The organism is Gaoshiqia sp. US2 (assembly GCF_059705485.1).
The window spans coordinates 324,094-349,163 of record NZ_AP048550.1 but is presented as its reverse complement, the minus strand read 5'-3'; the positions used below and the strand labels follow the sequence as shown (position 1 = coordinate 349,163).

Genomic DNA, 25,070 nt, shown 5'->3' with positions numbered 1-25,070 from the left:
GCCTCAAACCAGACAGGAGATTCTTTTTTGCTTATCTTAAATATCGTCTTAGTTTGCTGCCACAACGGGTTCAACATACACATACGACCTGTTGTCTTTTTTCTTTTTGAAGACTACAGTGCCATCAATCAGGGCAAATAACGTATGATCTTTTCCCAGACCAACATTATCACCAGGATGATGAGAAGTTCCGCGCTGACGAACCAAAATGTTGCCAGCTTTGCAAACCTGACCGCCGTAGATTTTTACGCCGAGTCGTTTACTTTCCGATTCGCGTCCGTTCTTCGAACTACCGACACCTTTCTTATGAGCCATGGTTAATGAATGTTTTTAGGGTTATCCAATAATTTCTTCAATCTGAATCTGAGTCAAATACTGCCGGTGACCATTTTTCTTCTTATAACCTTTTCTTCTTTTCTTTTTGAAGACGATTACTTTTTCACCTTTCAGATGGTCCAATACTTTGGCGGTTACTTTAGCGCCGTCAACAACCGGGGTACCGATTTTAATGGTGCCGTCGTTGTCAACCAAAAGAACTTTCTCAAATTCAACATTTTCGCCTGCTGCTGTTTCGAGGCGGTGAACAAACAATTTTTTGTCTTTCTCGACACGGAATTGTTGCCCGGCAATTTCTACAATCGCGTACATTTTATATTGTTTTTTATTTTCTTCGGAAGGCGGGATATCTTTTGAAAATCCACTTGTTGAGCCTACCCGAAACTTTGGTCTGCAAAAGTAGATATTTTTTAACGACTACCAAAGATTTCACATTCTTTTTTAGTAAAAATGAAAGTCCGAACAATCTGTCTTCCTACTTGTTGGGGAAAATAACCGGTCAAGAATCTGGCTAAGGTAACGCGATTCACTAAAACAATTGTTATATTTGCTCATTACACCTTCTCGGCTTGTATTATGCAAAAAGTACGATTAAACATCCTGGGCCTGTCTGTTAGCCAAACTCAATCCGGCGCTTACGCGCTGGTGCTGGCCGAAGAAAACGGGGACAGGAGGATTCCGATTATCATCGGACCAGTTGAAGCCCAGGCCATTGCCATCCAGCTTGAAGGGCTGAAACCGCCTCGTCCGCTCACCCACGATTTGTTTAAAAACTTGTCTGTTGCTTTCGATATACATATTTCCGAAGTCATCATCTACAAACTGGAAGAAGGAATTTTCTTTTCGGAACTGGTTTGCGAAATGGGGAACCAGGAAACCCGGATCGACTCCAGGACCTCGGATGCCGTTGCCCTGGCCTTACGGTTTAAGTGCCCGATTTATACCACCGAGGATATTTTGAGCAAAGCCGGAATCATTCTGGACCCGGAAAGCCCATCCATGGCCGACTTTGAGAGCGAGGAAGATGAGCGAAAAAGTCAAAAGAAAGAATCCGAGTTTGACCGGTTTACGGTAAAAGAACTGACCGATATGATGAATGAAGCGATCAACAACGAGAACTACGAACGGGCATCGAAAATACGCGATGAAATTAACCGACGAAAAAAATAACTCCTGACGAATGAAACAAGTTATCCTCGGGCTCACCCTGCTGATCTTCCTGATCAGTCCGGTATCTGTTGTTGCCTCTGCCATTTCGCAGGCTGAATCTGCCACCCAAACCGAAGAAATCCAGACCGAAAGTCCGTCCAATAATACATCAAATATTCTGTTATCATCCGGGCATGAGCGTTCGTTCAGTTTCATGACAATTCTGCGCGGCCTGTTGGGGATGCTGGTTCTGGTTGGTCTGGGGGCGCTTTTATCCAGAAACCGGAAACACATTCCGTGGAAGTCGGTTGGCGTAGGATTGGTTTTCCAGCTTGTTCTGGCAGTGGGGGTACTGTACGTTCCGTTTATACGCGCCGGTTTCGACTTTTTCGGAAGGATCTTCGTGAAAATACTCGATTTCACGAAAGTTGGAAGTGAATTTCTGTTTGGTTCGCTGATCGACATGAACCAGTTCGGATCCATATTCGCTTTCCAGATTTTGCCAACCATCATCTTTTTCTCCGCTTTAACCAGTCTGCTTTTTTACTGGGGAATCATCCAGCGGATCGTATGGGCGCTGGCCTGGCTTTTCACCCGCTTGATGAAACTGTCGGGCGCGGAGGCGCTTTCGGTGGCCGGAAACATCTTTTTAGGTCAGACCGAATCGCCGTTAATGATAAAAGCCTACTTATCGAAAATGAACGATTCAGAAATGATGCTGGTGATGACCGGAGGAATGGCCACCATGGCCGGAGGTGTTTTGGCCGCTTATATTGGCATGTTGGGCGGAAATGACCCCCTGCTTCGGCTTGAATTTGCCAAACACCTGCTGACGGCTTCCGTTATGGCCGCACCCGGGGCTGTTATCTTTTCGAAGATGATCTTTCCAAACCCCGATACGGTGAATAAAGATGTCGAAGTCAGCAAAGACAAAATTGGCAGCAACATACTCGACGCCATCACCAACGGAACGACCGACGGAATTAAATTGGCCGTCAATGTGGCCGGTATGCTGCTTGCTTTCCTGGCCTTAATCGCCATGTTCAACTTTACCATCGGGAAGCTTGGCGCGTGGACCGGACTCAATGAACTGATCGCAAACGGAACAGACGGGCGGTTCAATGAACTGTCGCTTCAGTTTCTGCTGGGTTACCTGTTTGCCCCCATCATGTGGCTGATTGGCATCTGCCCGCAGGACATCATGCTTGCCGGCCGCTTATTGGGCGAGAAGCTCATCCTGACAGAATTTATCGGCTACATCAGCCTTTCCGAGCTAAAAACAGCCGGCGCTTTCGTCGAACAGAAATCGGTGATTATGGCCACTTATGTGTTGTGCGGGTTTGCCAACTTCGCCTCCATCGGCATTCAAATCGGCGGAATCGGGGCCTTGGCGCCAAACAAACGCGTGACGCTTTCGCGTCTGGGCTTTTATGCCTTACTTGCCGGAACACTGGCCTCACTGATGTCGGCCACCATCATCGGGATGATCCTCGGTTAATTACTCGGGCGCTTGATATATTGATGCAGCGTCATGCCGACACTTACCGTTGATGTTTTTGAATATTTAACCTAGTTGAAGCTTCATACGTAACAGAGATTAGTATTAATCAAAAAATCTCCGATATGAAGCAACTCCATGTGATTTTTCAGATCTTACTGGTTTTTTTGCTGTTAGCCGGATGCAAACAACAACCTGAAATTGGTTTGCTGATGGATACAACCGCCCGGGAACGTTGGGCAAAAGACCGGGATTCTTTCGTGAAGAAAGTAAATGAACTCGGAGGGTCAGTTATTGTTAAAGTAGCTGATTCGGACGCTTCGGTACAATTTCAACAAGGCTTGGATTTGATTAACAGCGGTGTGGATGTTCTGGTGATTATCCCGGTTGACATGACTGTAGCGGCAGGCATTGTGAAGATGGCGAAAAAGCAAAACATTCCGGTCATCTCGTACGACCGGTTAATAAAAGACAGCGATATCGATTTCTATGTGTCAACCGATAACATCAATGTGGGTGAACAACAGGCCAACTTTCTGACCACCGTACAACCAACAGGCAACTATGTATTAATCGGGGGCCCCACATCCGACAATAACTCGTTTCAGCTTCACCTGGGTTGGATGAACGTTTTGCAACCACTTATCGACAAAGGCGATATCAAGCTGATCAGCCACCAGTTTGTCAAACGCTGGGAGCCCGAAGATGCCTATGCCATGATGAAAACCATTATCGCCGGGGGCGCCGAAATTGACGCGGTGATTGCAGGAAACGACGCCCTGGCCGACGGAGTTATCAAGGCGCTTCAGGAAAACGGGTTGGCAGGCAAAGTATTGGTTGCCGGGCAGGATGCCGACATCGGGGCCATCCGCAATATCATCCTGGGGAACCAAACAATCACGGTGTACAAACCAATCGAATCGTTGGCATTTAATGCCGCAGATGCTGCGATCAAGATGGCAAAAGGTAAAAACCCCTCCGAGAATATGGGCTTTACCGTGAACAACGGACACCGCCTGGTACCTGCTATTCTGCTGAGCGGACAGGTGGTAAACAAGCAAAACATTCGCATGACCGTCATTTCTGAAGGGTTTATTGCCGAACAGGAGATATTTGAGTAATACTGTGTTTCAAAATCCCTTCACCGGAGCGCGGAACAACATCCGCGCTTTTTTATGCCGCGAACTTTTCTGTCGGGTTTTGGGTATTCAACCGAAAACCTGTAACTTTCCCCATTCATTCATCATCGACATTTAGATTTTTCGGAAAGAAGAACAGCATGAAACAATACCTTGATTTACTGGATCATATTACAAAAAACGGTGTTGAAAAAAGCGACCGTACCGGAACTGGAACCATCAGTGTGTTTGGCTACCAGATGCGTTTTAACCTGCAAGAAGGTTTTCCGGCGCTGACAACCAAAAAGTTACACCTGAAATCGATCATTTACGAATTGTTGTGGTTCCTGGCCGGCGACACCAACACCAAATACCTGACCGATCATGGAGTCAAAATCTGGAACGAATGGGCCGACAAAGACGGAAACCTGGGCCATATTTACGGATACCAATGGCGCTCGTGGCCCACACCCGACGGCAAACACATTGACCAGATCAGCCAGGTGGCCGATAGCATAAAAAACAACCCCGACTCGCGACGCCACATTGTGAGCGCCTGGAACGTGGGCGAACTCGACCAGATGAACCTGCCTCCCTGCCACTTGTTGTTCCAGTTTTATGTGGCCGACGGTAAACTGTCGTGCCAGCTTTACCAGCGTAGCTGCGATGTATTTCTGGGTGTTCCCTTCAACATTGCATCCTATGCCTTGTTGACCCTGATGATGGCCCAGGTAAGCGGATTAAAACCGGGAGACTTTGTGTGGACAGGCGGCGATGTACACATCTACCGCAACCACCTGGAACAGGCAAAGTTACAACTAACGCGCATACCCAAAAAACTGCCGGAGATGAAAATCAATCTGGCCGTAAAATCCATATTCGATTTTAAATACGAAGATTTTGAGTTAGTTAATTACGAGGCCGATCCCCATATTCGCGGAGAAGTTTCGGTTTAAAAACAATCGGATTGAAGGTTCTGCCAAAAGTGGATTCCTCCATAAACGAGATCTTTAAATTCAAGCCAATGATCCACAAAAATATTTCCATTATTGTTGCCATTGCCAAAAACTTCGCGATTGGCAAAAACAACGATTTGCTTTTTCACCTGCCCAACGACCTGAAACATTTTAAAGAAATTACCCTGGGGCATAGCCTGATTATGGGCAGAAATACCTTGCTTTCACTACCCAAATGGCCTTTACCCAACCGCCGCCATATTGTTATTACCGACAAACCCGATGATTATTTTGAAGGGTGCGAAACGGTTTTTTCAATTGAGGAAGCCATCGAAAAAGTAAAAGACGAACAGGAAGTTTTCGTCATTGGAGGAGGAATGATTTACCGCCAGTTTTACCCCTTGGCCGGAAAGCTTTACCTCACCCTGGTTCACAAAGATTTCGACGCCGATGTTTATTTTCCTGAGGTGAAATACGAAGAATGGGAAGAACTCAGCCGGGAAGACTTTTACGACGGGAAGAACAAGTTCGATTACTCATACATCAACCTGAAACGAAAATAAAAGAATGTCCCGGGCCGAATAAAGTCCGGGACATTTTCTTTTATATTCAGACAACCATAATCTTACTGACAATAAAACTTTTACCCTTTTTTATTTCCCTTCCCGGGATGACCTGTCTTCCCTTTCGTTGGCGAGCCGCCGCTTTTACCCTTGTCCTTATACTTCGTGATATGTTCGGCGTTGTAACGCTGGGGCGTATCCAGTTGAAGGTCCAGTTCTACTTTAGCCGCCCTTCTCAGGTTAACATCTGCAAAAGCAAAGGGCAGGTTGACACCTACTTGCCAGTTTCGCCCGTTCAGGTAAATATATACCCCCTTTTGTACGTCGTAGTAGAAGTTATGCTCGGGGAAATACACGTGCCGGGTTTTGGCCCGGTAACCATGTGCCGGCGCCCAGGGCGGCGGACCTCCTTGCTTTTTTGCCTGCGCGGGAGAGATCAAGGGCAGCGCCAGGATCAAAGTCAGCAGCATCAGAAATGCTGTCAGTTTGTTTTTCTTTTTCATTATCGTTTTTCTTTTCTGTTTTTACCGACCGGAAAAACCGGTCTGGTACATGGAAATACTTTCAACTGAATTAAACCGTCAGCCAGGGTTAATTATTGTATTCATCACTTCCGGCAAACAATAAAAATTTTAAAAACCGATAAATTCCGTTCAGCAGTCAACATTTCCGTCGGCTAAAAACCCGGTTTGTCTTTTTTGGTAACGGAACGATTATTCATCGCCCGGCATTTAGTAACTTTGGACAATGACTGTCGCCTTAAATATCGGTTTCGATGCCCAAAAGGCTTTTCTGAATACGGCGGGTCCCGGAAATTACAGCCGCAATACCATCAACGCTTTATGCAGCTGTTACCCGGGAAACGGGTACTTTTTATTTACGCCGAAGAAAAATACCGGTTTGTATGCCGCCCCTTCGTCTACCGCGGTTATCTCCCCCGAAAATATCTGGTGGAACAGCGTAAAACCGCTTTGGAGAACCTACAAGATCACTGAACTCGCGGTGAAGTCGGGCCTGCATATTTACCACGGGCTAAGCCACGAGCTTCCGGTTGGACTCGAAAAAACCAGGATCAAAAGCCTGGTGACCATCCACGATCTGATATTCATCCGCTTCCCTCGGTTTTACCGGGCTGCCGACCGCCGCACCTTGTTCCGCCGCTACAAACATGCCTGCCAAACTGCCGGTCAGATTATCTCCGTCAGTCATCAAACCAAACGCGACATCATTGAATACCTTCATGTTAGCGAAGAAAAAATTGAAGTACTTTACCAGTCGGTCAATCCGCTTTTCTTTCAAAAAAACCTGCCCGAAGAACTTGACCTGACCAGGAGGCGCTACAACCTGCCCGACAAATTTATCCTGGCCCCCGGCGCCATTGAAGCCCGGAAAAACCTGGGAGCCACCTTAGAAGCCTTGCAAACCGGAAATATCGACATGCCGCTGGTGGTTTCGGGCAAACCAACCAAGTACCTGAATGCCATCCGTTCGCAGATCCAATCGTTGGGTAAACAACTGATTTTTCTGCACCAGGTAACCGACCAGGAACTCAGCCACCTGTACCAAATGGCCGAACTAACTGTTTTCCCGTCGGTTTTCGAAGGTTTTGGCCTGCCCGTGGCCGAAGCGCAGGCAAGCGGTTGCCCGGTCATCACGTCGAACATCAGCAGCATGCCCGAAGCCGGCGGCGATGCCGCGTATTACATTAATCCCAATGATCCGGAAGAAATCGCCGAAGGGATCAAACAAATCTTGAAAAACCCTTCCTTAAAAGAAGAACTGAGCGTGAACGGCCGGATTAATGCCGAACGTTTCCGCCCTGAAAAATATGCCAAATCATTAATGAACCTGTATTTACACTTACATCATGCATGAAGATCTGAAAAACGCGCTGGACGTTTTATATAAAGGAGGAATCATTCTCTACCCCACAGACACCATTTGGGGACTGGGCTGCGATGCAACCAACGAAGCTGCCGTGAAACGCGTGTACGAAATAAAAAAACGGGCCGACTCGAAAAGCATGCTGGTTTTAATGGAGAACATCAACCTGCTGGAGCGATATGTCGACGAAGTGCCCGAAATCGCTTACAGCCTGATTGAGGTAAATGACAAACCCATGACCATTATTTACCCCGGGGCCAAAAACCTGGCCAAAAACCTGATTGCGGAAGACGGTACCGTCGGGATACGGATCACCTCGGAAGAATTTACGCGGGAGTTGATCCGGCGATTTAAAAAGCCAATTGTTTCGACATCGGCCAACATCAGCGGAGAGAAATCGCCGGCCATTTTTGCCGAAATCAGCGAAGAAATAAAAGCTGCGGTTGATTATGTCGTCAACTACCGGCAGGAGGAAACCCTTCCGGCCAAACCATCAAGCATTATTAAACTTGGCGTTGGCGGCGAGATCGTGATTCTGAGGGAATAGCCCGAGCGGAACAGGCAAAATGAAGCTGCACGAACAGGATTTTTGCGAATCGGCCGACCCAAGTCACCCTGAACTTGTTTCAGGGTCTGTTGCCTTGTTGGGTGAAGAAGCCGTATCAAAAGTCTTTTATAGAGCCATCCTGTCCGGCAGTTGCCGGATCAGGACCTCAACCCGTTGAATGACAGACCCCGAAATAAATTCGGGGGAACCAGATTCTCAAAGATTTAGGACTTTTGATACAGCCCCGACCTTCTCAAAATCCTGTTCGTGCAGCTTCGTCTAATATCTCACGGCTTATTTTTTAATCACTCTCCCCGAGCCCAGCACGGTTTGGTCGATTAGCGGCCGGCCGGTATAGGTAACATTGCCCGATCCGGCAATCGTAATTTTCAACGCGCGTTCGGCATTTACATCGGCGCCTCCCGAACCTGAAACTTTAACCGAAACATCATCCGCAGCGAAGTCAAAGCCCTTATAACCGCCTGATCCGGATACGGCAATACTCAAATCTTCGGCCTTTCCGTTTCCGGCCAATTCGACCCGTCCGCTACCTGAAATGGCCACTTTTACCCGTTCGGCTTTGAGGTTATCGAGCAAAATATCGCCGCTCCCGCTAACCGACATGTTCAGAATACGGGTATTAATTTCGCCGTCGTTATAAATTTGTCCCGACCCCGAAACCGTAAGCGCTCCAATTTCAGGAACCGTGATATAAATTTCGATTTTACCCGGATCAAAATCTTTCCAGAACAAGTTTTTGTTGGGGAAACGAATGATTAACTCGCGTCCCTTCACTTCGGTAATGATCTGTTCGAGTGTTGACTCTTTGGCGACAATTTCGATGGATTGGGTACTCCCCTGTTCCAGGTGGAGTTTTCCCGGAATACGGAATGAAATCTCGGAGAAAGCCGGAACTTCGCGGGTTTCTTCGCCTGCCTGAACAAGCGAAACGCAAACGATCAGTGCAATTAAGATGAGGGTTGTTTTCAATTTTGTCTTCATGATTCTCACTTCATTTAATTAATTATAGTTTTCTGAGGGCATTATTCCAACTCAATGTGATTAAAGACTGTTTTTTTGCCGGAATGTTGCTTCAATCTACCGGCTGATCAATTCAGATCAAAGATCCCGTCCGGGCATTCAAGCTCAATCTCCCGATTCTCTTCATCAAAACGAATTAAAAAATCTTCGCTGAAGGGAACTAAAACCTCCCGGCCCTTGTAATCGATCTGAAAAATCAGATTTCCTGAATAATCGTCAACCTGTTCGATCAATCCGATGAAACCCAGCTTGCTGTCGAAGAATTTATAACCCACCAGTTGATGTAACAGCGCTTCTTCGTCGTCCTTCAGCCAGTCTTCTTTCCTGATAAAAACCGGCAAGCCGACTAAGCGGCGGGCCTGATTTTCATCGTCAACCCAGTCAAACTGAAGCAAGGCCGATTCGTTTGAACGGAAGCGAACGCCATCCGTTTTCAGGAAAAAGGGAACCAGCAGCCCGTCGATTTCGAGAAATAAGGTTGGTTCCTCTTCCAAACTATCCGCGAACCCTGGGTCCAGCATCAGCACGAGTTCTCCTCTGACTCCGTGAGTTTTTTGCAAATAGCCAATCTTCAGGCAGTCGTCTTTTGGTATGGTTTCCATGAGAGCAAAATTAAAAAAAGCAGCAGAAATTACGACCGCTTTTCACTTATCAGGCATATAAATACCGTTTTATGTTTCGTTTCGGCGTCTTTTCAAATTCCTGATCAACCAGTTCAAGGCGGGTGATCTGGCTGTATTTGGGCAGCTCGCGGTTTGTTGTCTGCCGGTTTTCTTCCATGATCTGCGGCAGTTGGTCATCCGAAACATGTTGCGCCGCCATCAATTCTTTATCGGGATAAACCAGCGCCACCAGTTTGCTGTCGCGGCTAACAACCACGCATTCGAGCACATATGGCTGGTTTGATAACCTGGCTTCAATTTCTTCGGGGTAAATATTCTGGCCCGAAGGCCCCAGCAACATGTTTTTACAGCGTCCGCGAATGAAGATGTAGTTATGGCGGTCGATCATGCCAAGATCGCCGGTATGCAGCCAGCCTTCAGCATCGATTGCCTGCGAGGTGGCTTCGTCATTTTTATAATAGCCCGACATGACGTTATCTCCTTTCACCAGGATTTCTCCGACTTCGCGGTAAGGGTCGGCCGAATCGATTCGCACCTGCATGCGGTCGACCAGCTTTCCGGCAGAGAAAGGTTGGGTAGTATCCCAGGCATCGTACGAAATCAGCGGACCGCATTCGGTCATTCCGTAGCCAATGGTAAAAGGGAACCTGATTTTACGGAAGAACAGTTCCACCTCGCGGTTCAACGGAGCTCCGCCGATCACTATTTCGTAAAAGCGTCCGCCAAAGGTTTCGACCAGTTTCTCCCTGACTTTTTTATGGATGATCGTTGAAATTCCGGGTACTTTCATCAGGAATTTCATCAGCGGCTTGTCAATAGCCGGTAGGATTTGTTTTTTATAAATTTTCTCGATCACCAGCGGAACCGACAGGATCAGGTGGGGCTTCACTTCCCGGAAGGCTTTCACAATGACTTGCGGAGTCGGCACTTTGGTTAAAAAGGTAATGTGGCAACCCAGCGTTACCGGAAACAGAAATTCGAACAGCAAGCCAAACACATGCGCCATGGGCAAAAAAGATACAATCTGATGCCCCATCTGCAGCGGCATGTGTTCGCGTGCAAAAATAATATTGGAGTACAGGCTTTTAGCCGTTAGCATCACCCCTTTGGTAAAACCCGAAGTGCCCGACGTATAGGAAATTACACATACCGCATCATCTGCAAGTTCATCCAACTGAAATTCTTCAGCAAAAAGCTGTTGTGTAAACTCAGCGCTGCGTTCCCAGGCCCGGACTAAATCGGGCGATTTACCCGCCAACACGCTCAAACTGCTTAAACTGACGACACCCTTCAGACCCGGCATTTCCGTCATGTCCAGTTTTTCGAACAACGAGTCAATGGCGAATAACAGCTTCGACTCGGAATGACGAATGATGTGATGGACGTCCAGCGGATTGAAATCGGGAAGAACGGGAACAGCAACGGCTCCATACGAAATCACAGCCAGGAAGGTAACTCCCCAGTCAGCCGAGTTTCGGCCAAACAACGCTACTTTATCTCCTTTTTGGATGCCGCTTTTTTCAAAAAAATGATGGATTTGTTTGATCAGTTTGGCAACCTCGCCGTAAGTGTACGTTTTTCCTTCATAATCAGAGAAAACAGGCAGTTCTTCGTGCCTGGCAAATGTTTTTTGGTACAAATCAATTAGCCCGGAAGCCGTGGTGTGCGCATTCATAAAATCAGTTTTTCAGTTTAGCGATGGTTATTTGCCCTCGTTTACGACAGCCATGATCCGGTCAACAGCATCTGTAACATGCTCATTTGAAGTCATTCCAAGCGTCATGGCATGAACGTTTCCGCTTTCGATGGCAAATTTAATCGATTTTTGTCGTTGATCCGAACTTGTCCACCCTCCAGCGCCAAAAATTTTCATACCAATTACCCCTTTCCCATGATCAACAGCTGTTTTTAACAAAGCCATAATTTGTTCCGGGGTTCCATCCATCGCTACTTGTCCGGGATTGATGCGGGCCAGGATGACATCGACCCAAGGGTCTTCAACGGCTACTTTCATAGCATCAAAATTATGGCACGAAACACCCAGGGTTTTTACAATGCCTTTCTGCTTCGCTTCACTCAATTCGTCGCGCATGCCGGCCTTCGTTTCTATCCAGTCGCCGCTGGTCATGCAATGTAGCAGGACCAGGTCGAGATAATCCGTGTTCAGTTCCTTGCGGAAGCGGTCGAGTGTTTGCGGCACCGGAGTTAGCTTGTTCCAGCTGGTCTCTGTTGTCCAGATCTTGGTCATGATCTGGCATTTTTCGCGTGGAACTTCTTTTAAGAAACGCGAAACAAAGTCGTGGGTTCCGTACGAGTCGGCCGTATCGACAAAGGTAACGCCACGTTCGTGCGCCGTACGGGCAATCCGGATAAAAGAATCAAAGCCCATCCGGGTAAAATCCGATTGACGGGCATGGCCACTCGTTCCGGTTCCCAGCGCCAGGCGCGAAACGTTCAATCCGGTCTTCCCAAGGCTTACCTGGTCGATTACCGAAGGTGCGGCATACGAAAAACCGGAAAAAGCAAAACCGGCTGAGACGGCGGCCACACCAGCCGCTCCCGTCCTCATAAACTCCCTGCGCGTGATATTCTTCATGTGAAACCAGTTTAATTGTTAATAACGGTTTATAACTATTTTTTTACGGGCATTGGTCGCCGGGTATCTGAACAGGTCAAATTAACCCTTTCGAAATATAATAATAATCAATCAATTAACCATATCAGAAAAACAATCAAAACATTCAGATGGTTTTATCCTGATTGTAATTTTTACTCCTCCCCTTCCTTTGTCCCGTTGTAAAAAAAAACCTGGCTAAAACCGAAATCAGTTTTTTGTTATTTTTGGTTACAAAAATTTACTAAACTCTTAAATTAAAAGACAATGAAGAAGATTCTACTGATCCTTATTGTTTCTGTTTTCACCCTGGGAGCATATGCTCAGAATGTGCAACTCCATTACGATTTCGGCGAGAATCGCAAACTGGTTACGACAACGGTTGAAATGTTCCGGCCCGACAAGTACGGTTCAACCTTCTTTTTTATTGATATGGATTACGGCAGCGACGAGCGGAATGTTGACAATGGTATTTCGTTGGCTTACTGGGAAATTGCCCGCGCATTTAAGTGGAAAGAAACACAGGCGATTATGCCGCGTGCAGAATTCAACGGCGGTACCATGTCAGTTGGAGGAAGCACTTATATTCCGATTGAAAACTGCTGGCTGGCCGGTATCGAGCACACCTGGGCTTCTGCTGATTTTTCAAAGATCCTTACCCTGCAGGGAAACTATAAATATATTGAAGATAAAGAAGATGCTTCATTCCAGCTTACCGCAGTCTGGACGGTTAAAATGCTGGAAGGAAAACTTGCGTTTACCGGTTTTGCCGATTTCTGGAAAGAAAAAATGTTCTGGGGAACTGATTACCGTTTCCTGACCGAACCTCAACTGTGGTATAATTTCTGTCCTAATTTTGCTGCCGGTACCGAGATTGAGATCAGCAATAATTTTGCGAAGGATGGTTTCCAGGTGAACCCGACCCTGGCTGTGAAATACACTTTTTAATTGATACCCCATGATCCACAAATTTTTTAAACTCGAAGAAAACAAAACGACGGTAAAAACCGAAGTATTGGCGGGTATCACCACCTTTATGACCATGGCCTATATTCTGGCCGTTAATCCCGGTATCCTGAGTGCAACCGGAATGGACAAACAGGCCATTTTCACGGCAACAGCCCTTTCGTCGATCGTAGCCACCCTGGTGATGGCCCTGGTTGCCCGTTTGCCCTTTGCCCTCGCCCCGGGGATGGGGTTGAATGCGTTTTTCGCATTTACCGTTGTTTTGGGAATGGGTTACAGCTGGCAATTTGCGCTGACTGCCGTTTTCCTCGAAGGGATTATTTTTGTCATCTTAACGGCCTTTAATATTCGCGAACTGATTGTCAATGCCATCCCCTTATCAATGAAACACGCCGTTTCGGCGGGTATTGGTTTGTTCATTGCCTTCATTGGTTTACAAAATGCCGGAATTATTGTCAACAACGATGCCGTTTTGGTTGGCCTGGGCGACATGGGTTCCGCCCCTGTTTTAGTGGCTTTCTTTGGCATTGTCCTGATCGGTATCCTGCTGGCGCTGAAAATAAAGGGCGCTTTGCTGATCGGCATTTTTGCCGCCACCGTGGTTGGGATCCCGTTTGGGGTGACCCATCTTCCCGAAGGCCATTTGGTGGATGTACCGCCATCAGTTGCTCCTATTTTCTGGCAATTTGATTTTTCCCAGGTATTGAGCATCGATATGCTGATCGTCCTGTTCACCTTCCTGTTTGTTGATATGTTCGACACGGTTGGAACACTGGTTGGCGTGTCATCAAAAGCCAACATGCTCGACTCTGAAGGCCGGGTACCCCGGGTCAAACAAGCGCTGTTTGCCGATGCCATCGGGACAACCTGCGGGGCTGTACTGGGAACCAGCACGGTAACCACTTATGTTGAAAGTGCAGCCGGCGTTGCCGAAGGCGGCCGTACCGGACTAACCTCATTAACCACGGCCGGATTATTCCTGATCGCCTTGTTCTTTGCTCCCTTGTTCACGATGATTCCGGGCGCAGCAACCGCGCCGGCATTGGTTTTAGGATTTGATACGAAATAATATGTACATTTGAAAAAAACAAAATGTATGCAAAGCGATAAACTTTTACAGGAAAAATATGATTTGCTATTGCCCCATTTAGATGAAAAAAGCAAGCGTCTGTATTTGGCATCAGAATCGATCGGGCATGGGCGTGGGGGTATAAGTAAAACTGCTAAACTTACTGGGTTTTCCAGGGTGACGCTAACGTCAGGGATTAAAGAATTGCGGTCGGCAGATGTAAACAAGATTGATTTAAAAAGCAACCGAAAGACTGGTGGTGGCAGAAAAAAGCTGACAGACAAAGAAATTGGATTAACAGAAGCTGTCCGCGAATTGGTAGGCCCCCATACTGTTGGAGACCCGATGAATACACTTTTATGGACAAGCAAGAGTACGAGAAAGATAGCGGTGGAGTTAAAAAGGAAAGGGTATAATGTTAGCTATAACGTAGTTAACCGTATATTGAGTTCCGAAGGGTTTAGCTTGCAGGGTAATAAGAAGGTTGACGAAGGCGGGGAACACGAAGATAGGGATGCACAGTTTGAACATATCAACAAAGTGGCGACAGAATTTATTGCTTTAGGGGACCCGGTTATTTCGGTAGATTGCAAAAAGAAGGAATTAGTGGGGAATTATAAGAATTCAGGACAAGAATGGCACCCAAAAGGCGGATCCCCCGAAGTAAAGGTTTACGATTTTGTCGACAAGGAACTAGGGAAAGCCATACCTTACGGGGTGTATGATATAGAGCAAAACCAAGGCTGGGTAAGCGTTGGGGTTAATTACGACACAGCTAAGTTTGCCGTTTCATCCATACGGAACTGGTGGTATGAAATGGGGGCGGGTTTGTACGGAAAATCAAAACGCCTGTTCATAACAGCAGATGGTGGCGGGAGCAACAGTGCGAGAAGCCGTCTTTGGAAATCAGAAATACAGTCACTTTCAAATGAGTTGGACATGGAAATAATTGTAAGCCATTTTCCGCCAGGGACAAGCAAATGGAATAAAATTGAACACAGGATGTTTTCATATATCTCCATGAACTGGCGGGCAAAACCACTGACAAGCCTACAGGTAATAGTAAGCCTGATTGCAGCTACGACAACAACAAAAGGCTTGTTGATAAAAGCAAAAATCGATGACACGGTCTATGAAAAAGGAATTAAAATAATAGATGAGGATTTGAGAAAGATAAATATCACAAAAAACGATTTTCATGGAGAATGGAATTATTCCATTGTACCAAATATGTAAAGTTTATTTTGTATCAAGCCCTTAGTGGGCTTGTTTATGTTATCGCCAATCCTGAAAGTAGACCTGGAAGATTTTACCGAATCAATCCCGGCATTCCTGACCATCATCATGATGCCGCTGGCCTACAGTATTGCCGAAGGGATCGTATTCGGGATGTTATCGTATGTTTTGTTAAAAGTATTGACAGGTAAGTTCAAACAAGTTTCCATCATCATGTACGTGCTGGCGTTCTTGTTTGTCCTCAAGTTTTTTATTCATTAACGCCTGAAAAACCATAAAAAAAAAGCTCCCTCAGTTCGGGGAGCTTTTTTCGTTTTCAGAAAAAACGGTCGTCTTTATTTTTTCTTCTTTTTAATTACATAGTAGGCAGCGCCTCCTGCAACAGCAACGACCACAATGACAATAATAACGGTAGATTTACTATTTTCAGCCCCTTGTTCAGCCTCGTAAAATACCGGATCCATGTCATCAATCGACAGGGTATCTTCCATTTCAAACAAATCTTCCTGCTGGGCAACAGCAGTATCTACATTTCCAAAGGCCAGAAATCCCGTCATGGCCAAAATAATCATTAACTTTTTCATGCGTATGTTATTTTAATTAAACCTATTGATTGAATTTGCCAATTCATCATATTTACCTGCAATTTCGGGGTGAGATTCCCGGTAAGTATCGGCCAGCGCCAAAATAGCCGGCTTATACCGCGAATTGACCCGCAAACACGCTTTCAGCGTTTCCCGCGCTTCTGCCAGCTTCCCATCCTGCTGATAGATTTTTGCCAGATCGACATAGGCGCTGAAATATTTTTTATTGGTTATGATCAGTTTTTTCAAATCTGCTTTTGCCGCCAGGTAATCGCCGGTCGCCATTTTCAGCTGAGCCGAAAGCTTCAGCGACGGTTCATAGTTTGCATTAATGGCCAGCGATTGATTAACTGCATCAAGTGCTTCCCGGTTATTTCCCAGCAAATTTAAACTTTTTCCCAGTTTATAATAAAGGTGTTCATCTTTTTGATAGCGCTCCAGCGCTTTCAGGTAATAACCAACGGCCTCCTCATAAGCTTCATTTTCAAACGCTTTTGCCGCCTTTACCGGAGACTTTGATTTCCGTTCAACAACAGCACAAACCGGAACCCCGTCCACCAGAACCTGGTGAATCGTCCCCTCGGGCGGGAAATTCTCGTTCCGTAATTGTTCGGGATGAATGTAACTGTTCCCGATAATGGCATAATCCCAGTTAAAATCGTTTCGCTGGTGATAGGAGAAATGCTGAAACCCCACATTGGGTTCATTTCTGAAGTACCATTTCACCGGAAAATTGCTGCCCACGATGAGCTTTCCGCGCTGGTTTTTTTCTTTCAGATAGGCCTGTAACCATTCGGCCCCGCTCCGCATGGTGTGATAATAATAATCGGTTTCATATTTTCCGTAAGCTCCATTTAATCCGCCGGTAAACTGGTTGTAGTACAAATAATAATACGGATGTGCGTTGGCCATAAACCTCAGCGGGTGAATAGAAAGGAAGATAAAAGCAAATACGAATATTCCCCGGAGAACCGCTTTCTTATAACGTTGAAAGAGCTCGTGAAAACCAATCGCCGACAACAGGATAATCGCCGGATAAATAAAAATGAAATGCCGCCATGCGCCATACAGGTTGGCATTTTTAAGAATGACAAAAACCGGCGGAAAAAGAATGGAAAAAACAATGAACCCATAGCTCAGCCGGTGCTTTTTTTCAATAATCCTTCCCGAAAAAACCAGAAACAAAACAACGCCTGCAAACACAATCACCGGGATGGTAATCAGCATATACTTAGGCAAATAGTACCAGGGATGATAATCTGACCAGATGAAGTTCCCGTCGAATATTTGCTGGATGGTTGTCGGGAAATGAGTCATCTTTTGGTACGATAACCAGGGGTTCACAATCGGGTTCTGCAGGGCGTAAGGCCAAAGCAAAATGCCAATTAAATAACCCGCAGACGAAATGATCAGTAAAAAAATAACAGTTCGAAAAGCATGGAGCCAGTCAAGCTTCTTCGTTTGAATATACTCCACCAAAAAGTATAGAAAGCCTGCAAAAAGCAGATAAAAAGCCAATAAAATTCCTCCTGCCCTGATACCGACGGAAAAAGCAATACTTGCAATTAAAAGTGAAATCGTGATCGTTGGTTGTGACTTAAACTTGGTATAGGTTAATTTCAGTATATAAAATACTCCGGCAATATAAGCCAGGGCAAAAGGAATATCTTTTAAATTATTTTGTAAATGGCCCAGAAAACGGGGCGAAACGGCAAAAAGGGCCAGCGTTAAAATGGCCGCACCATATCCTTTGAGCCAACGGGCAAACAAGGCGGTAACAAAAATGGCCAGCCAGCCCAGAAAACTACTGAACAGGTGCCTGAACCCGAAAACATCCTGAATACCGAACCAGTGAATCAAAATCACGGCCAGGTTGTCGGGTGTTTGCCCGTAATATTGTAAATGCGTTTTGGGCGTACTGAGCGCATCCTGCACCTTGCCCATCGACGCATAATATTGGTATACTTTTTCGGCATGTTCATGATGAACCTCCTCATCGCCCGAAATACCGGCATCGCGGCTGATGAGCAGTAAAGCTGCCAGCAGTCCGAATGCGAGAATAAAAAATACTATTTTCAGACGATGTTCACTCATCAGGCCTCTTCTTCGTTGTCGTAAATCTTTTTAATGAAATAGAGCGGCCGCTTTTGCGACTCTTTGTAAATCCGGTAAACATACTCGCCAACCACGCCTAAAAAAATCAACTGGATTGAACCTAAAAAATAAATACTCAACACGGTTGACGACCAGCCTAAAATGGCATAGCCCAGAATTTTCGAAATCAGCACATAAAGGCCGGCCAGCATAAAAACAATGGTTCCCACCAGGCCAAGCACCAAACAGATGCGGATCGGAAGGCGTGAAAAAGAAAAGATGGCATCGGCCGCCAGAACAAGCAACTTTCGCATATTCATCTTAGGCTCGCCCTGCAAGCGGTCTTCACGTACATACTCTACAAAACCCTGCCGGAAACCGATAAAGGTTCTCAAGCCGGGTAAATACCTGACCCGTTCGTCCAGCGAAAGCAAGGCCGTGAGCGCCTGCCGGTTCATCATGGAAAAATTACCGGCATTTTCAAGATCGTCCATTCTGGTCATTTTTTTAAAGAGCACATGGAACAGGGAAGTCACCAGATTTTTCGTCCGGTTTCCTTTCCGGGCCACCCGTTTCCCGCTGACAATATCAAACTGACCTTCGCTCAGTTTCCGGTACATCTGGAACAACAGCTCCGGCGGATCCTGCAAATCACCGTCCATCATGGCCACATAATCGCCCTTTGCATATTCCAGGCCGGCGGTAAAAGCCGGTTGGTGTCCGAAGTTTCGCGACAGCGACACCACCTTAATGTGCCGGTCGGCTTGCTGATGACCGATTAATTTGGACAGGCTGCCATCGGTGCTGCCATCGTCGACAACTACAATTTCGAAACTGTCGGTAAATTCACTCAGAGATTTCACCGACCTGCTGATCAGCTCATCAATCAGGCCTTCTTCATTATAGATTGGTATTACCAGCGAGATCTTCATGACATCCGTTTTTTAGTTTGTTTAGGATGGGGAAGCCTTTCGGCTTCCCCATCCTATTGCTCACAAAAAGCTCAAATCAAAGGTTTAGTTGGTTCAGGTTATGCTTTATGAGCCGTTCCGGGAACGGGAATAGGAAATTCCATATCCACCGGACCCAATTTTATTTCTTTCGGACCCAGGTCCATATCTGATTTGAATATTTCGTCCCAGGTAATTTTCTTACCCGTGTAGGCAGCCGTTCTCCCCATAATCGCAGCCAGGGTTGAAAAAGCTGTTTGTTCGGCTTCGTTTACATATTCGCCCGTCCGGATGGCATGAACCAGGTGCATATGCTCCTGCACATAGGGAGGAATTTTCACTTTATCCATCTCCTGCCCTTCTTCGTCTTTCGGATAGGCAAACTTCCATTTTACCGAACCATCCAGGTTCCAGATGGTATTCTGACAATTGGTATAACCTTCGGTTCCGATGATTAATTCGCCTGTTCCGTTGGCGCAGTTGTCAATTTGCCGGCACATACTGTGCGAACTGATGCCGTTTCCGTACTCAAAATCAATACTGAAAAAGTCGTACTGATCTCCTGTGATCCGGCGGGCCCGGCCTCCATATCCAATTGCGCTTTCAGGGTATTTGCCCAGGAACCAGTTGATCACATCGATGTTGTGCACATGGGTATCCAGGATGTGGTCGCCGCACAACCAGCAGAAGTTATTCCAGTTACGGAGCATATAAGTCATATCATCCCAGTCTTCTTCGCGGGTGCGGAACCACACGTGGTTTTGGTTCCAGAATGCTTTTGCCGAGGTAATTTTTCCAATCGCACCGCTGGCAACCTGTTTGTAGGTTTCAATATAATCTTCCTGGTGCCGCCGTTGTGTTCCGGTAACTACGTTCAAGCCGATTGCTTCAGCTTTCTTGGCGGTGGCAATAATGGAGCGAATACCGACCGGGTCAACTGCCATCGGTTTCTCCATGAAAACATGTTTCTTTTGCAAAACAGCTTCTTTAAAATGCTCGGGCCTGAATTGCGGCGGAGTAGCCAGAATCACCACATCAACTTCCTTCAGGGCCATCAATTGCATGTAGGAATCAAAACCTACGAAACAATTTTCTTCGGGAATTGGCCTTTTGTAGCTTTGGAAACGTTCCCGGCAAGCATCAATTTTATCCTGAAAAACATCGGCCAGGGCCACAACCTCCAAATCGGGTCCGGCGCTGATAAAGTTGATGGCAGCGCCTGTTCCGCGGTTTCCGGCGCCAACCAGACCGGCACGGAGTTTTTTCCCGGCAGGAGCAGCCGAAAGGATGGGCGGCAAGCCCAATTCACGATTGGATTTGGTTGATTTACATGACGATAAAACCGCTCCGGCGCCCAACACACCGATTCCGGCCAATGCCGTGGCGCCCAGAAAATTCCGGCGGTTCATATTTTTTGATTGCTCAGTCATTTTTATTATCTCCTTTTATTATTCTATTGATTCATCTGCTTCACAAACGACACGGAATCCGATGTCAACTTTATCAGAGTACCACCAAATGGATTTTGGCATCTGCGGGTCGGTCGTCAGCCAGGCCTTGGTCCGGGTATAATCGCGTGCAGCGCTTCGAAGGTCACCGGCATCACTTTTAAACGATCCGCCGCGAACCACACGTTCCCGCCCGCTTTGGGGTCCCCGGGGATTTTCGACCGGTTCATCTTTATACGTACTGTACGTGTCGGGAGCATAAAAATCCAGACAGAATTCGGCCACATTGCCCGGCATATTTTTCAATCCAAAGGGATTCGCCCGCACGGCCCCCGGTTCATTCGATTTTCCTCCGCTGTTGAGGTCATAAACCACATAGGAGTTGATGACAGTGGTATCGGGGCCAAACAATTTTCGGAACACTCCCCTGGAACTGTAATCTTTGGGGCTTCCCTCAAACGGGTAGGGTGTGTTTGTTCCGCCGCGGGCAGCATACTCCCATTCGGCCTCGGTGGGCAAGCGGTATTTTTTCCCGGTTACCTGCGACAACCATTTACAATACACATTGGCGGCGTGCCAGCTCATCGTAATAGCAGGCCTGTTGCCTTTACCCCATCCCTGGTCGGGCGCTCCCCAGGGCGGCGTAGGCCCGGTAATGCCATCTACTTCTTCGTTTGTTTCAACCGATTCCTTCCGTCCCTGAGACGAAGTAGCCATGAAAAAGGCGAGGTATTCATCCCAGCTGACCTCGGTTTCGGCCATGAAAAAGCGGGAAACTTTCACCTTACAGACCGGCCCTTCGTCATCTTTTCGGAAAGGTTCATCTTTCGGGCTTCCCATCTCAAAAGTTCCGCCGGGAATGGCTACCATTTTGAAAGCAACTCCTGTACCGGGAACTTTCTCGGTAAAATCTTCAAATTTGCTTACCGCCGTAGCTTCGTCATATATTTCGGTCACCTGGTTCGTCAGACCAAAATTGAGGTTATGCTCATGCTTGGCATCCGGGTCGAAATGACCAACATGCAGGTGACAATTGAGGCAGCTTAACTCTTCTTTACTGGTCAGGTAATACAGGTGGGCATCGTCACCCTCGGGCGATAAGGTGGCCGGGAACAGGTTTTGATGACACTTCAGGCAGGATTCCTGATACACAAACTTCCGGGCATGCTCAAGCTTCCTTTTTTCTTCCCAGTTGAAATCGGCGCTGTCTTTAAATAACATGCCGTAAACATCCTTAAACCCATGTTTGGCTTTTGCCAGCAAATGACCTTCTCCTTTGGGCGGCAAATGACATTCAACACAATGCACAACAACACCCGAACGGTTATTATAATGGGTCGATAGTTTCCAGCTTTGCTCTGCATGCGGATGCACATGGCACGACATGCAATATTCGTCGGTGCCGGTATAATGAATGAGTTTATTGCTTAAAGTAAGAACAAAAATACAGGCCAGTACCCCAAGCAGGATAAACCAAAGATACGCCTTGCCTCCTTTAAAAGGATTTTTAAGTTTGAATTTCATCTCCCGTTCAATATAGTTTTACTGGCAAATTAGTTCTCCAAATCTAACACAGACCAGTTAGTCAGCTTTTAAACGGCGTTTAGGCAGAGCTTACCATTGGGTTACCTGGTGGGTTAATTTCAGCGGACAATTAAAAATATAATAATTCAAAGCATTGAATAGCAACACCTTAAAATATGATAAAAATTTCAACTTCAACTGTGATTTTTTTCTGGACAGCTAATCCAATTAACCCACTTGCCGAGTGTTTATGATTTCAGCAGATCGTCAAAAGTAAGCGCCAAACGCTCATGATAGAGTTCTTCATACAGTGCGGCAAACTTTTCGTAAGTGAAACGGGCCGTATTCATGTTATTTTGCAGAACGAGCGCTTTCAGTTTAAATGACAAGGCCTGATCATTGACCGGGTCGGTTACCAGAATCCGGTCAGCCAATTTCAGGATGAGTTCGTGATCGCGCTCAAGCTCCAGTTTGTTGATAAATTTCATAAGCACATCGACGATGCTGTTCCCGATATTACCTTTGTAGTCGTCCAGCCAATCGTGCGATTCTCCCTTAAAGACTTCTCCGGCGCGTATAATCTTATAAAAGCTCAGGTAAAAATCAGGATGCTGATCCTGTTTCTCATGCAGAAGTTTCAGGCACTCCACGTAGTCGCAATACACATTCCCGGAGAAGCGAATAGTCCAGCAGTCGATATTAAAAAGCACCTCCACCTCATCCAGCGCTTGTAAAATCAGCCTCAGCTTACGAATCGTGACTCCCCTGCTGTTTTTCGCATTTTGATAACTCAGGTCGGGCCAGAGAATGTCCGACAAATTTTTTGTGGAAATTCCGTTTCGGTGGTGTTGCGAATACACCAGGATCAACAAAAAAAGTTGTTTGATTTTAGGCGTAAACTGGTTGGTAATATCTTCGCCGTTGCGGTCGACCACTTTAAAATCGCCAAACAACTGGATAAAATTTCGTTTTGGATAATCCGGTTCCGATTCTTCCAGTTCCTGTAGTTTTTCGGCATTGAGATATCGTTTCCGGTAATTTCGGAAGGGCAATTTCCAGTAAATCATAAAAAGCGCTGCCAGAGAGATCAGAATAATACCGAGTCTCGAAAGCAAAGGGAACCGAATGAAGATGTTCTTTTTCGGCGACAACTCAACCAGGTCTTTACTTAACCGCCAGATTTCTTCTTCGCCGAGCGTTCGCGACCAGATGGTTAAATCATCCAGCGAACCGATCATATTCGAAACCGGGTCGTAACCGGCAAGTCCCATGTAAATGTTGTCGCGTCCCTTATACGAAGGATGCCCAACGGAACGGCTGTCGAGTTTTCCGTCGACATAAATCGCCTGTTCGCCGCTCAACTTACTATAGCGCCAAACCAGGTGATACCATTTACCGGCCTCAATACGGGTATTTCCCTGCAGATCGTTTGAATAGAAGCCAAAATACGGCTTCTGATTGCGAATAACCAGGTGAATACTCTGCTGGTATGAGCCGCCGGGCGTACCCAGAATACAATAATCCCGTTTGTCCTTTTTGTATTCGTCAATTTTAATCCAGGCCGAAACGGTAAAATCATGGTCACGTAATTTCAGCTCGTCAGCCTTTGGTAAAACAACATGACTTTTACCGTTGAACCAGGCCACCATCTCCCGGACGGAGTCTTTCCGGTATTCAACCCCGACAGCTTTGCCATTGAAATTATTGATGCTGAAATCGCGGACACCATTTTCGAAGGTGTAAAAAGCCTCCAGATTATCTGTAATTTCGAGAGGCATTCCCACAAAGTGCTGATTTTTGTTTTGATCAGGTTCTTCAAAGGTGACCGACTCCGGTTTAAACCGGTAACCCGGGCTCCGGGGCGTCAAGGTCAGGGTTTCACCCGGACCCATCGGGAAAGAATATTTCCCGCTGGTCTGGCTGTTCGTTCCTTCCCAACTCACATAATTCAGAAGCTGAGCATTAAAGGTGACCGTACCTTTAATCGTTTTAAAACTACGCAACTGATACAACACCTGGATAATCCAGTTCTCGTAACGGTCGAGAAAAATAAAGTTGGGCGTTTTCCCGGTGTTTGTCCAAACGCTTTTAATGTGCTCAATCAGGTAAGGATTATGCGTGATGTTGTAATAAGCGGGATCCTGTTTATCCGATTTCCGGAGGATATTGTAATCATTGTAAATCAAAAGCGTATTCCGCGGGTCACCTTTCAGAAATTCGCCAATAAAAACCGGCGCTTCCAAAACCGAGTTATAGGGTTCAACAGCATAATCCCAGACATAATGCAGCCAGTCCGGACTGTTTCGGTGCTCCTGCATGCCAAAAATGACCAGCCGTTTCCCCGTTTCAACCATTTCTTTGAGTGTTGGCCAGCCGTTTCGGGCATTGTATTCGCACAGGTATAAATAAATCCCCGATTCTTCGATCAGAGCAGTTAACTCATTCACATTCACATTGAAATCGAGAAAGAGCGTAAGCACCTTATCCGGTTTGTTGTCGAGAAACTCTTTAATCAGCTGAAGCTGATCGATAAAAGGCATAGCGTTTCCGCGCGAGTCGCGGAGCATCAATTGACTTTCCTGGCGCCCCCAATCCAGGTAAAACCGAAATCCCCCGATATTCTGATCAAGGAGCTGACTGACTGATCTGGATTCCAACAGGGTGGCATCCGTTCCTGAAAAATTTGAAATGACAAAAATGCTTTCGTCGTAATGTCTGAACACGACATCCTCGGCAGCATTGGCTTGCTGAGCCATATACGGCAGCCAAATTAACCATGCCAACGAATAAACGAAAAGCCTTTTTAACATGATACTTCAGAAATTTGTCCAACAAAGATAAAAAAAGCACGGTTTGGAACGATGAGTGTC

24 protein-coding genes are annotated in these 25,070 nt (G+C 46.4%); 11 read left to right on the top strand and 13 right to left on the bottom strand.

All coding sequences use genetic code 11. From position 1 onward, the window contains the following. Positions 1-48: 48 nt before the first annotated feature. Together rpmA and rplU are read right to left on the bottom strand one after the other, a co-directional pair. Positions 49-315, bottom strand: coding sequence for a 50S ribosomal protein L27 (rpmA, locus tag AC6H3C_RS01390; RefSeq protein WP_497518765.1), 267 nt, complete (start codon positions 313-315; stop codon positions 49-51). 21 nt (positions 316-336) lie between these two features. Continuing rightward, a complete protein-coding gene (rplU, locus tag AC6H3C_RS01385) occupies positions 337-648 on the bottom strand; it encodes a 50S ribosomal protein L21 (RefSeq protein ID WP_497518763.1) in 312 nt (103 codons plus the stop codon). Between the two features lie 264 nt (positions 649-912). Here rplU and AC6H3C_RS01380 point away from each other — a divergent pair, with 264 nt between their 5' ends. The 5 genes from AC6H3C_RS01380 (at position 913) to AC6H3C_RS01360 (ending at position 5,620) form a co-directional block, all read left to right on the top strand. Then, positions 913-1,506, top strand: a complete 594-nt coding sequence (locus AC6H3C_RS01380) for a bifunctional nuclease family protein (protein WP_497518762.1) — start codon at positions 913-915, stop codon at positions 1,504-1,506. 10 nt (positions 1,507-1,516) lie between these two features. Further along, positions 1,517-2,983 (top strand): NupC/NupG family nucleoside CNT transporter, encoded by a 1,467-nt coding sequence (locus AC6H3C_RS01375; protein WP_497518761.1) that lies wholly within the window; start codon positions 1,517-1,519, stop codon positions 2,981-2,983. Positions 2,984-3,108: 125 nt separating this feature from the next. Next, positions 3,109-4,104, top strand: coding sequence for a substrate-binding domain-containing protein (locus tag AC6H3C_RS01370; protein WP_497518760.1), 996 nt, complete (start codon positions 3,109-3,111; stop codon positions 4,102-4,104). A gap of 158 nt (positions 4,105-4,262) precedes the next feature. Further along, positions 4,263-5,057 (top strand): thymidylate synthase, encoded by a 795-nt coding sequence (locus AC6H3C_RS01365; protein WP_497518759.1) that lies wholly within the window; start codon positions 4,263-4,265, stop codon positions 5,055-5,057. Between the two features lie 68 nt (positions 5,058-5,125). Beyond that, positions 5,126-5,620 (top strand): dihydrofolate reductase, encoded by a 495-nt coding sequence (locus AC6H3C_RS01360; protein WP_497518758.1) that lies wholly within the window; start codon positions 5,126-5,128, stop codon positions 5,618-5,620. Positions 5,621-5,700: 80 nt separating this feature from the next. Here the strand turns inward: AC6H3C_RS01360 and AC6H3C_RS01355 are convergent, their stop codons facing one another. Beyond that, positions 5,701-6,123, bottom strand: coding sequence for a hypothetical protein (locus AC6H3C_RS01355; protein WP_497518756.1), 423 nt, complete (start codon positions 6,121-6,123; stop codon positions 5,701-5,703). Between the two features lie 244 nt (positions 6,124-6,367). Between AC6H3C_RS01355 and AC6H3C_RS01350 the strand changes: the two genes are divergently transcribed. Together AC6H3C_RS01350 and AC6H3C_RS01345 are read left to right on the top strand one after the other, a co-directional pair. Next, positions 6,368-7,495, top strand: coding sequence for a glycosyltransferase family 4 protein (locus AC6H3C_RS01350; RefSeq protein WP_497518755.1), 1,128 nt, complete (start codon positions 6,368-6,370; stop codon positions 7,493-7,495). After that, on the top strand, positions 7,488-8,051 hold the full coding sequence (locus tag AC6H3C_RS01345; protein ID WP_497518754.1) for an L-threonylcarbamoyladenylate synthase: 564 nt from the start codon (positions 7,488-7,490) through the stop codon (positions 8,049-8,051). Before AC6H3C_RS01350 ends, AC6H3C_RS01345 begins: the two co-directional genes overlap by 8 nt. Positions 8,052-8,345: 294 nt before the next feature. Here AC6H3C_RS01345 and AC6H3C_RS01340 read toward each other — a convergent pair whose 3' ends face one another. The 4 genes from AC6H3C_RS01340 to AC6H3C_RS01325 form a co-directional block, all read right to left on the bottom strand. Continuing rightward, positions 8,346-9,053 (bottom strand): head GIN domain-containing protein, encoded by a 708-nt coding sequence (locus AC6H3C_RS01340; RefSeq protein WP_497518753.1) that lies wholly within the window; start codon positions 9,051-9,053, stop codon positions 8,346-8,348. Positions 9,054-9,160: 107 nt separating this feature from the next. Next, positions 9,161-9,694, bottom strand: a complete 534-nt coding sequence (rimM, locus tag AC6H3C_RS01335; protein WP_497518752.1) for a ribosome maturation factor RimM — start codon at positions 9,692-9,694, stop codon at positions 9,161-9,163. A gap of 49 nt (positions 9,695-9,743) precedes the next feature. Next, a complete protein-coding gene (locus tag AC6H3C_RS01330; protein ID WP_497518751.1) occupies positions 9,744-11,390 on the bottom strand; it encodes an AMP-binding protein in 1,647 nt (548 codons plus the stop codon). Positions 11,391-11,417: 27 nt separating this feature from the next. Next, a complete protein-coding gene (locus AC6H3C_RS01325; RefSeq protein ID WP_497518750.1) occupies positions 11,418-12,311 on the bottom strand; it encodes an aldo/keto reductase in 894 nt (297 codons plus the stop codon). A 285-nt stretch (positions 12,312-12,596) separates the two neighbouring features. Between AC6H3C_RS01325 and AC6H3C_RS01320 the strand changes: the two genes are divergently transcribed. From AC6H3C_RS01320 to AC6H3C_RS01305, 4 genes are read left to right on the top strand one after another with little or no spacing between them, the layout of a single operon-like run. Then, positions 12,597-13,277: a DUF5020 family protein gene (locus AC6H3C_RS01320; RefSeq protein ID WP_497518748.1), complete on the top strand. Its 681-nt coding sequence runs from the start codon at positions 12,597-12,599 to the stop codon at positions 13,275-13,277. Between the two features lie 10 nt (positions 13,278-13,287). After that, the gene (locus tag AC6H3C_RS01315; protein WP_497518746.1) at positions 13,288-14,364 is read left to right on the top strand and encodes an NCS2 family permease; all 1,077 of its coding nucleotides are present in this window, start codon (positions 13,288-13,290) and stop codon (positions 14,362-14,364) included. A 27-nt stretch (positions 14,365-14,391) separates the two neighbouring features. Beyond that, on the top strand, positions 14,392-15,600 hold the full coding sequence (locus AC6H3C_RS01310; protein WP_497515874.1) for an ISAzo13 family transposase: 1,209 nt from the start codon (positions 14,392-14,394) through the stop codon (positions 15,598-15,600). A gap of 36 nt (positions 15,601-15,636) precedes the next feature. Beyond that, positions 15,637-15,861: a hypothetical protein gene (locus tag AC6H3C_RS01305; RefSeq protein ID WP_497518745.1), complete on the top strand. Its 225-nt coding sequence runs from the start codon at positions 15,637-15,639 to the stop codon at positions 15,859-15,861. A 74-nt stretch (positions 15,862-15,935) separates the two neighbouring features. Here the strand turns inward: AC6H3C_RS01305 and AC6H3C_RS01300 are convergent, their stop codons facing one another. From AC6H3C_RS01300 to AC6H3C_RS01275, 6 genes are all read right to left on the bottom strand, one after another. Continuing rightward, positions 15,936-16,184, bottom strand: coding sequence for an LPXTG cell wall anchor domain-containing protein (locus AC6H3C_RS01300; RefSeq protein ID WP_497518743.1), 249 nt, complete (start codon positions 16,182-16,184; stop codon positions 15,936-15,938). 12 nt (positions 16,185-16,196) lie between these two features. Continuing rightward, on the bottom strand, positions 16,197-18,278 hold the full coding sequence (locus AC6H3C_RS01295) for a tetratricopeptide repeat protein (RefSeq protein ID WP_497518742.1): 2,082 nt from the start codon (positions 18,276-18,278) through the stop codon (positions 16,197-16,199). After that, positions 18,278-19,210: a glycosyltransferase family 2 protein gene (locus tag AC6H3C_RS01290; protein WP_497518740.1), complete on the bottom strand. Its 933-nt coding sequence runs from the start codon at positions 19,208-19,210 to the stop codon at positions 18,278-18,280. The genes AC6H3C_RS01295 and AC6H3C_RS01290 overlap by 1 nt, the downstream gene beginning before the upstream one ends. Positions 19,211-19,308: 98 nt before the next feature. Then, a complete protein-coding gene (locus tag AC6H3C_RS01285) occupies positions 19,309-20,658 on the bottom strand; it encodes a Gfo/Idh/MocA family oxidoreductase (protein ID WP_497518739.1) in 1,350 nt (449 codons plus the stop codon). An 18-nt stretch (positions 20,659-20,676) separates the two neighbouring features. Further along, complete coding sequence (locus AC6H3C_RS01280) at positions 20,677-22,200, bottom strand: SUMF1/EgtB/PvdO family nonheme iron enzyme (protein WP_497518738.1); 1,524 nt, start codon at positions 22,198-22,200, stop codon at positions 20,677-20,679. A 248-nt stretch (positions 22,201-22,448) separates the two neighbouring features. Next, entirely contained in the window at positions 22,449-25,010 is a 2,562-nt protein-coding gene (locus AC6H3C_RS01275; protein WP_497518737.1) for a LamG-like jellyroll fold domain-containing protein, read from the bottom strand. Positions 25,011-25,070 lie beyond the last annotated feature (60 nt).

What these genes read in the sequence shown, in the direction of transcription:
- AC6H3C_RS01290 (WP_497518740.1), bottom strand. Translation starts at nt 19,210, where the DNA reads ATGAAGATCTCGCTGGTAATACCAATCTATAATGAAGAAGGCCTGATT.
- rplU (WP_497518763.1), bottom strand. Translation starts at nt 648, where the DNA reads ATGTACGCGATTGTAGAAATTGCCGGGCAACAATTCCGTGTCGAGAAA.
- AC6H3C_RS01275 (WP_497518737.1), bottom strand. Translation starts at nt 25,010, where the DNA reads ATGTTAAAAAGGCTTTTCGTTTATTCGTTGGCATGGTTAATTTGGCTG.
- AC6H3C_RS01280 (WP_497518738.1), bottom strand. Translation starts at nt 22,200, where the DNA reads ATGAAATTCAAACTTAAAAATCCTTTTAAAGGAGGCAAGGCGTATCTT.
- AC6H3C_RS01370 (WP_497518760.1), top strand. Translation starts at nt 3,109, where the DNA reads ATGAAGCAACTCCATGTGATTTTTCAGATCTTACTGGTTTTTTTGCTG.
- rimM (WP_497518752.1), bottom strand. Translation starts at nt 9,694, where the DNA reads ATGGAAACCATACCAAAAGACGACTGCCTGAAGATTGGCTATTTGCAA.
- AC6H3C_RS01345 (WP_497518754.1), top strand. Translation starts at nt 7,488, where the DNA reads ATGCATGAAGATCTGAAAAACGCGCTGGACGTTTTATATAAAGGAGGA.
- AC6H3C_RS01305 (WP_497518745.1), top strand. Translation starts at nt 15,637, where the DNA reads ATGTTATCGCCAATCCTGAAAGTAGACCTGGAAGATTTTACCGAATCA.
- rpmA (WP_497518765.1), bottom strand. Translation starts at nt 315, where the DNA reads ATGGCTCATAAGAAAGGTGTCGGTAGTTCGAAGAACGGACGCGAATCG.
- AC6H3C_RS01315 (WP_497518746.1), top strand. Translation starts at nt 13,288, where the DNA reads ATGATCCACAAATTTTTTAAACTCGAAGAAAACAAAACGACGGTAAAA.
- AC6H3C_RS01350 (WP_497518755.1), top strand. Translation starts at nt 6,368, where the DNA reads ATGACTGTCGCCTTAAATATCGGTTTCGATGCCCAAAAGGCTTTTCTG.
- AC6H3C_RS01380 (WP_497518762.1), top strand. Translation starts at nt 913, where the DNA reads ATGCAAAAAGTACGATTAAACATCCTGGGCCTGTCTGTTAGCCAAACT.
- AC6H3C_RS01340 (WP_497518753.1), bottom strand. Translation starts at nt 9,053, where the DNA reads ATGAAGACAAAATTGAAAACAACCCTCATCTTAATTGCACTGATCGTT.
- AC6H3C_RS01310 (WP_497515874.1), top strand. Translation starts at nt 14,392, where the DNA reads ATGCAAAGCGATAAACTTTTACAGGAAAAATATGATTTGCTATTGCCC.
- AC6H3C_RS01325 (WP_497518750.1), bottom strand. Translation starts at nt 12,311, where the DNA reads ATGAAGAATATCACGCGCAGGGAGTTTATGAGGACGGGAGCGGCTGGT.
- AC6H3C_RS01330 (WP_497518751.1), bottom strand. Translation starts at nt 11,390, where the DNA reads ATGAATGCGCACACCACGGCTTCCGGGCTAATTGATTTGTACCAAAAA.
- AC6H3C_RS01375 (WP_497518761.1), top strand. Translation starts at nt 1,517, where the DNA reads ATGAAACAAGTTATCCTCGGGCTCACCCTGCTGATCTTCCTGATCAGT.
- AC6H3C_RS01365 (WP_497518759.1), top strand. Translation starts at nt 4,263, where the DNA reads ATGAAACAATACCTTGATTTACTGGATCATATTACAAAAAACGGTGTT.
- AC6H3C_RS01360 (WP_497518758.1), top strand. Translation starts at nt 5,126, where the DNA reads ATGATCCACAAAAATATTTCCATTATTGTTGCCATTGCCAAAAACTTC.
- AC6H3C_RS01355 (WP_497518756.1), bottom strand. Translation starts at nt 6,123, where the DNA reads ATGAAAAAGAAAAACAAACTGACAGCATTTCTGATGCTGCTGACTTTG.
- AC6H3C_RS01320 (WP_497518748.1), top strand. Translation starts at nt 12,597, where the DNA reads ATGAAGAAGATTCTACTGATCCTTATTGTTTCTGTTTTCACCCTGGGA.
- AC6H3C_RS01285 (WP_497518739.1), bottom strand. Translation starts at nt 20,658, where the DNA reads ATGACTGAGCAATCAAAAAATATGAACCGCCGGAATTTTCTGGGCGCC.
- AC6H3C_RS01300 (WP_497518743.1), bottom strand. Translation starts at nt 16,184, where the DNA reads ATGAAAAAGTTAATGATTATTTTGGCCATGACGGGATTTCTGGCCTTT.
- AC6H3C_RS01295 (WP_497518742.1), bottom strand. Translation starts at nt 18,278, where the DNA reads ATGAGTGAACATCGTCTGAAAATAGTATTTTTTATTCTCGCATTCGGA.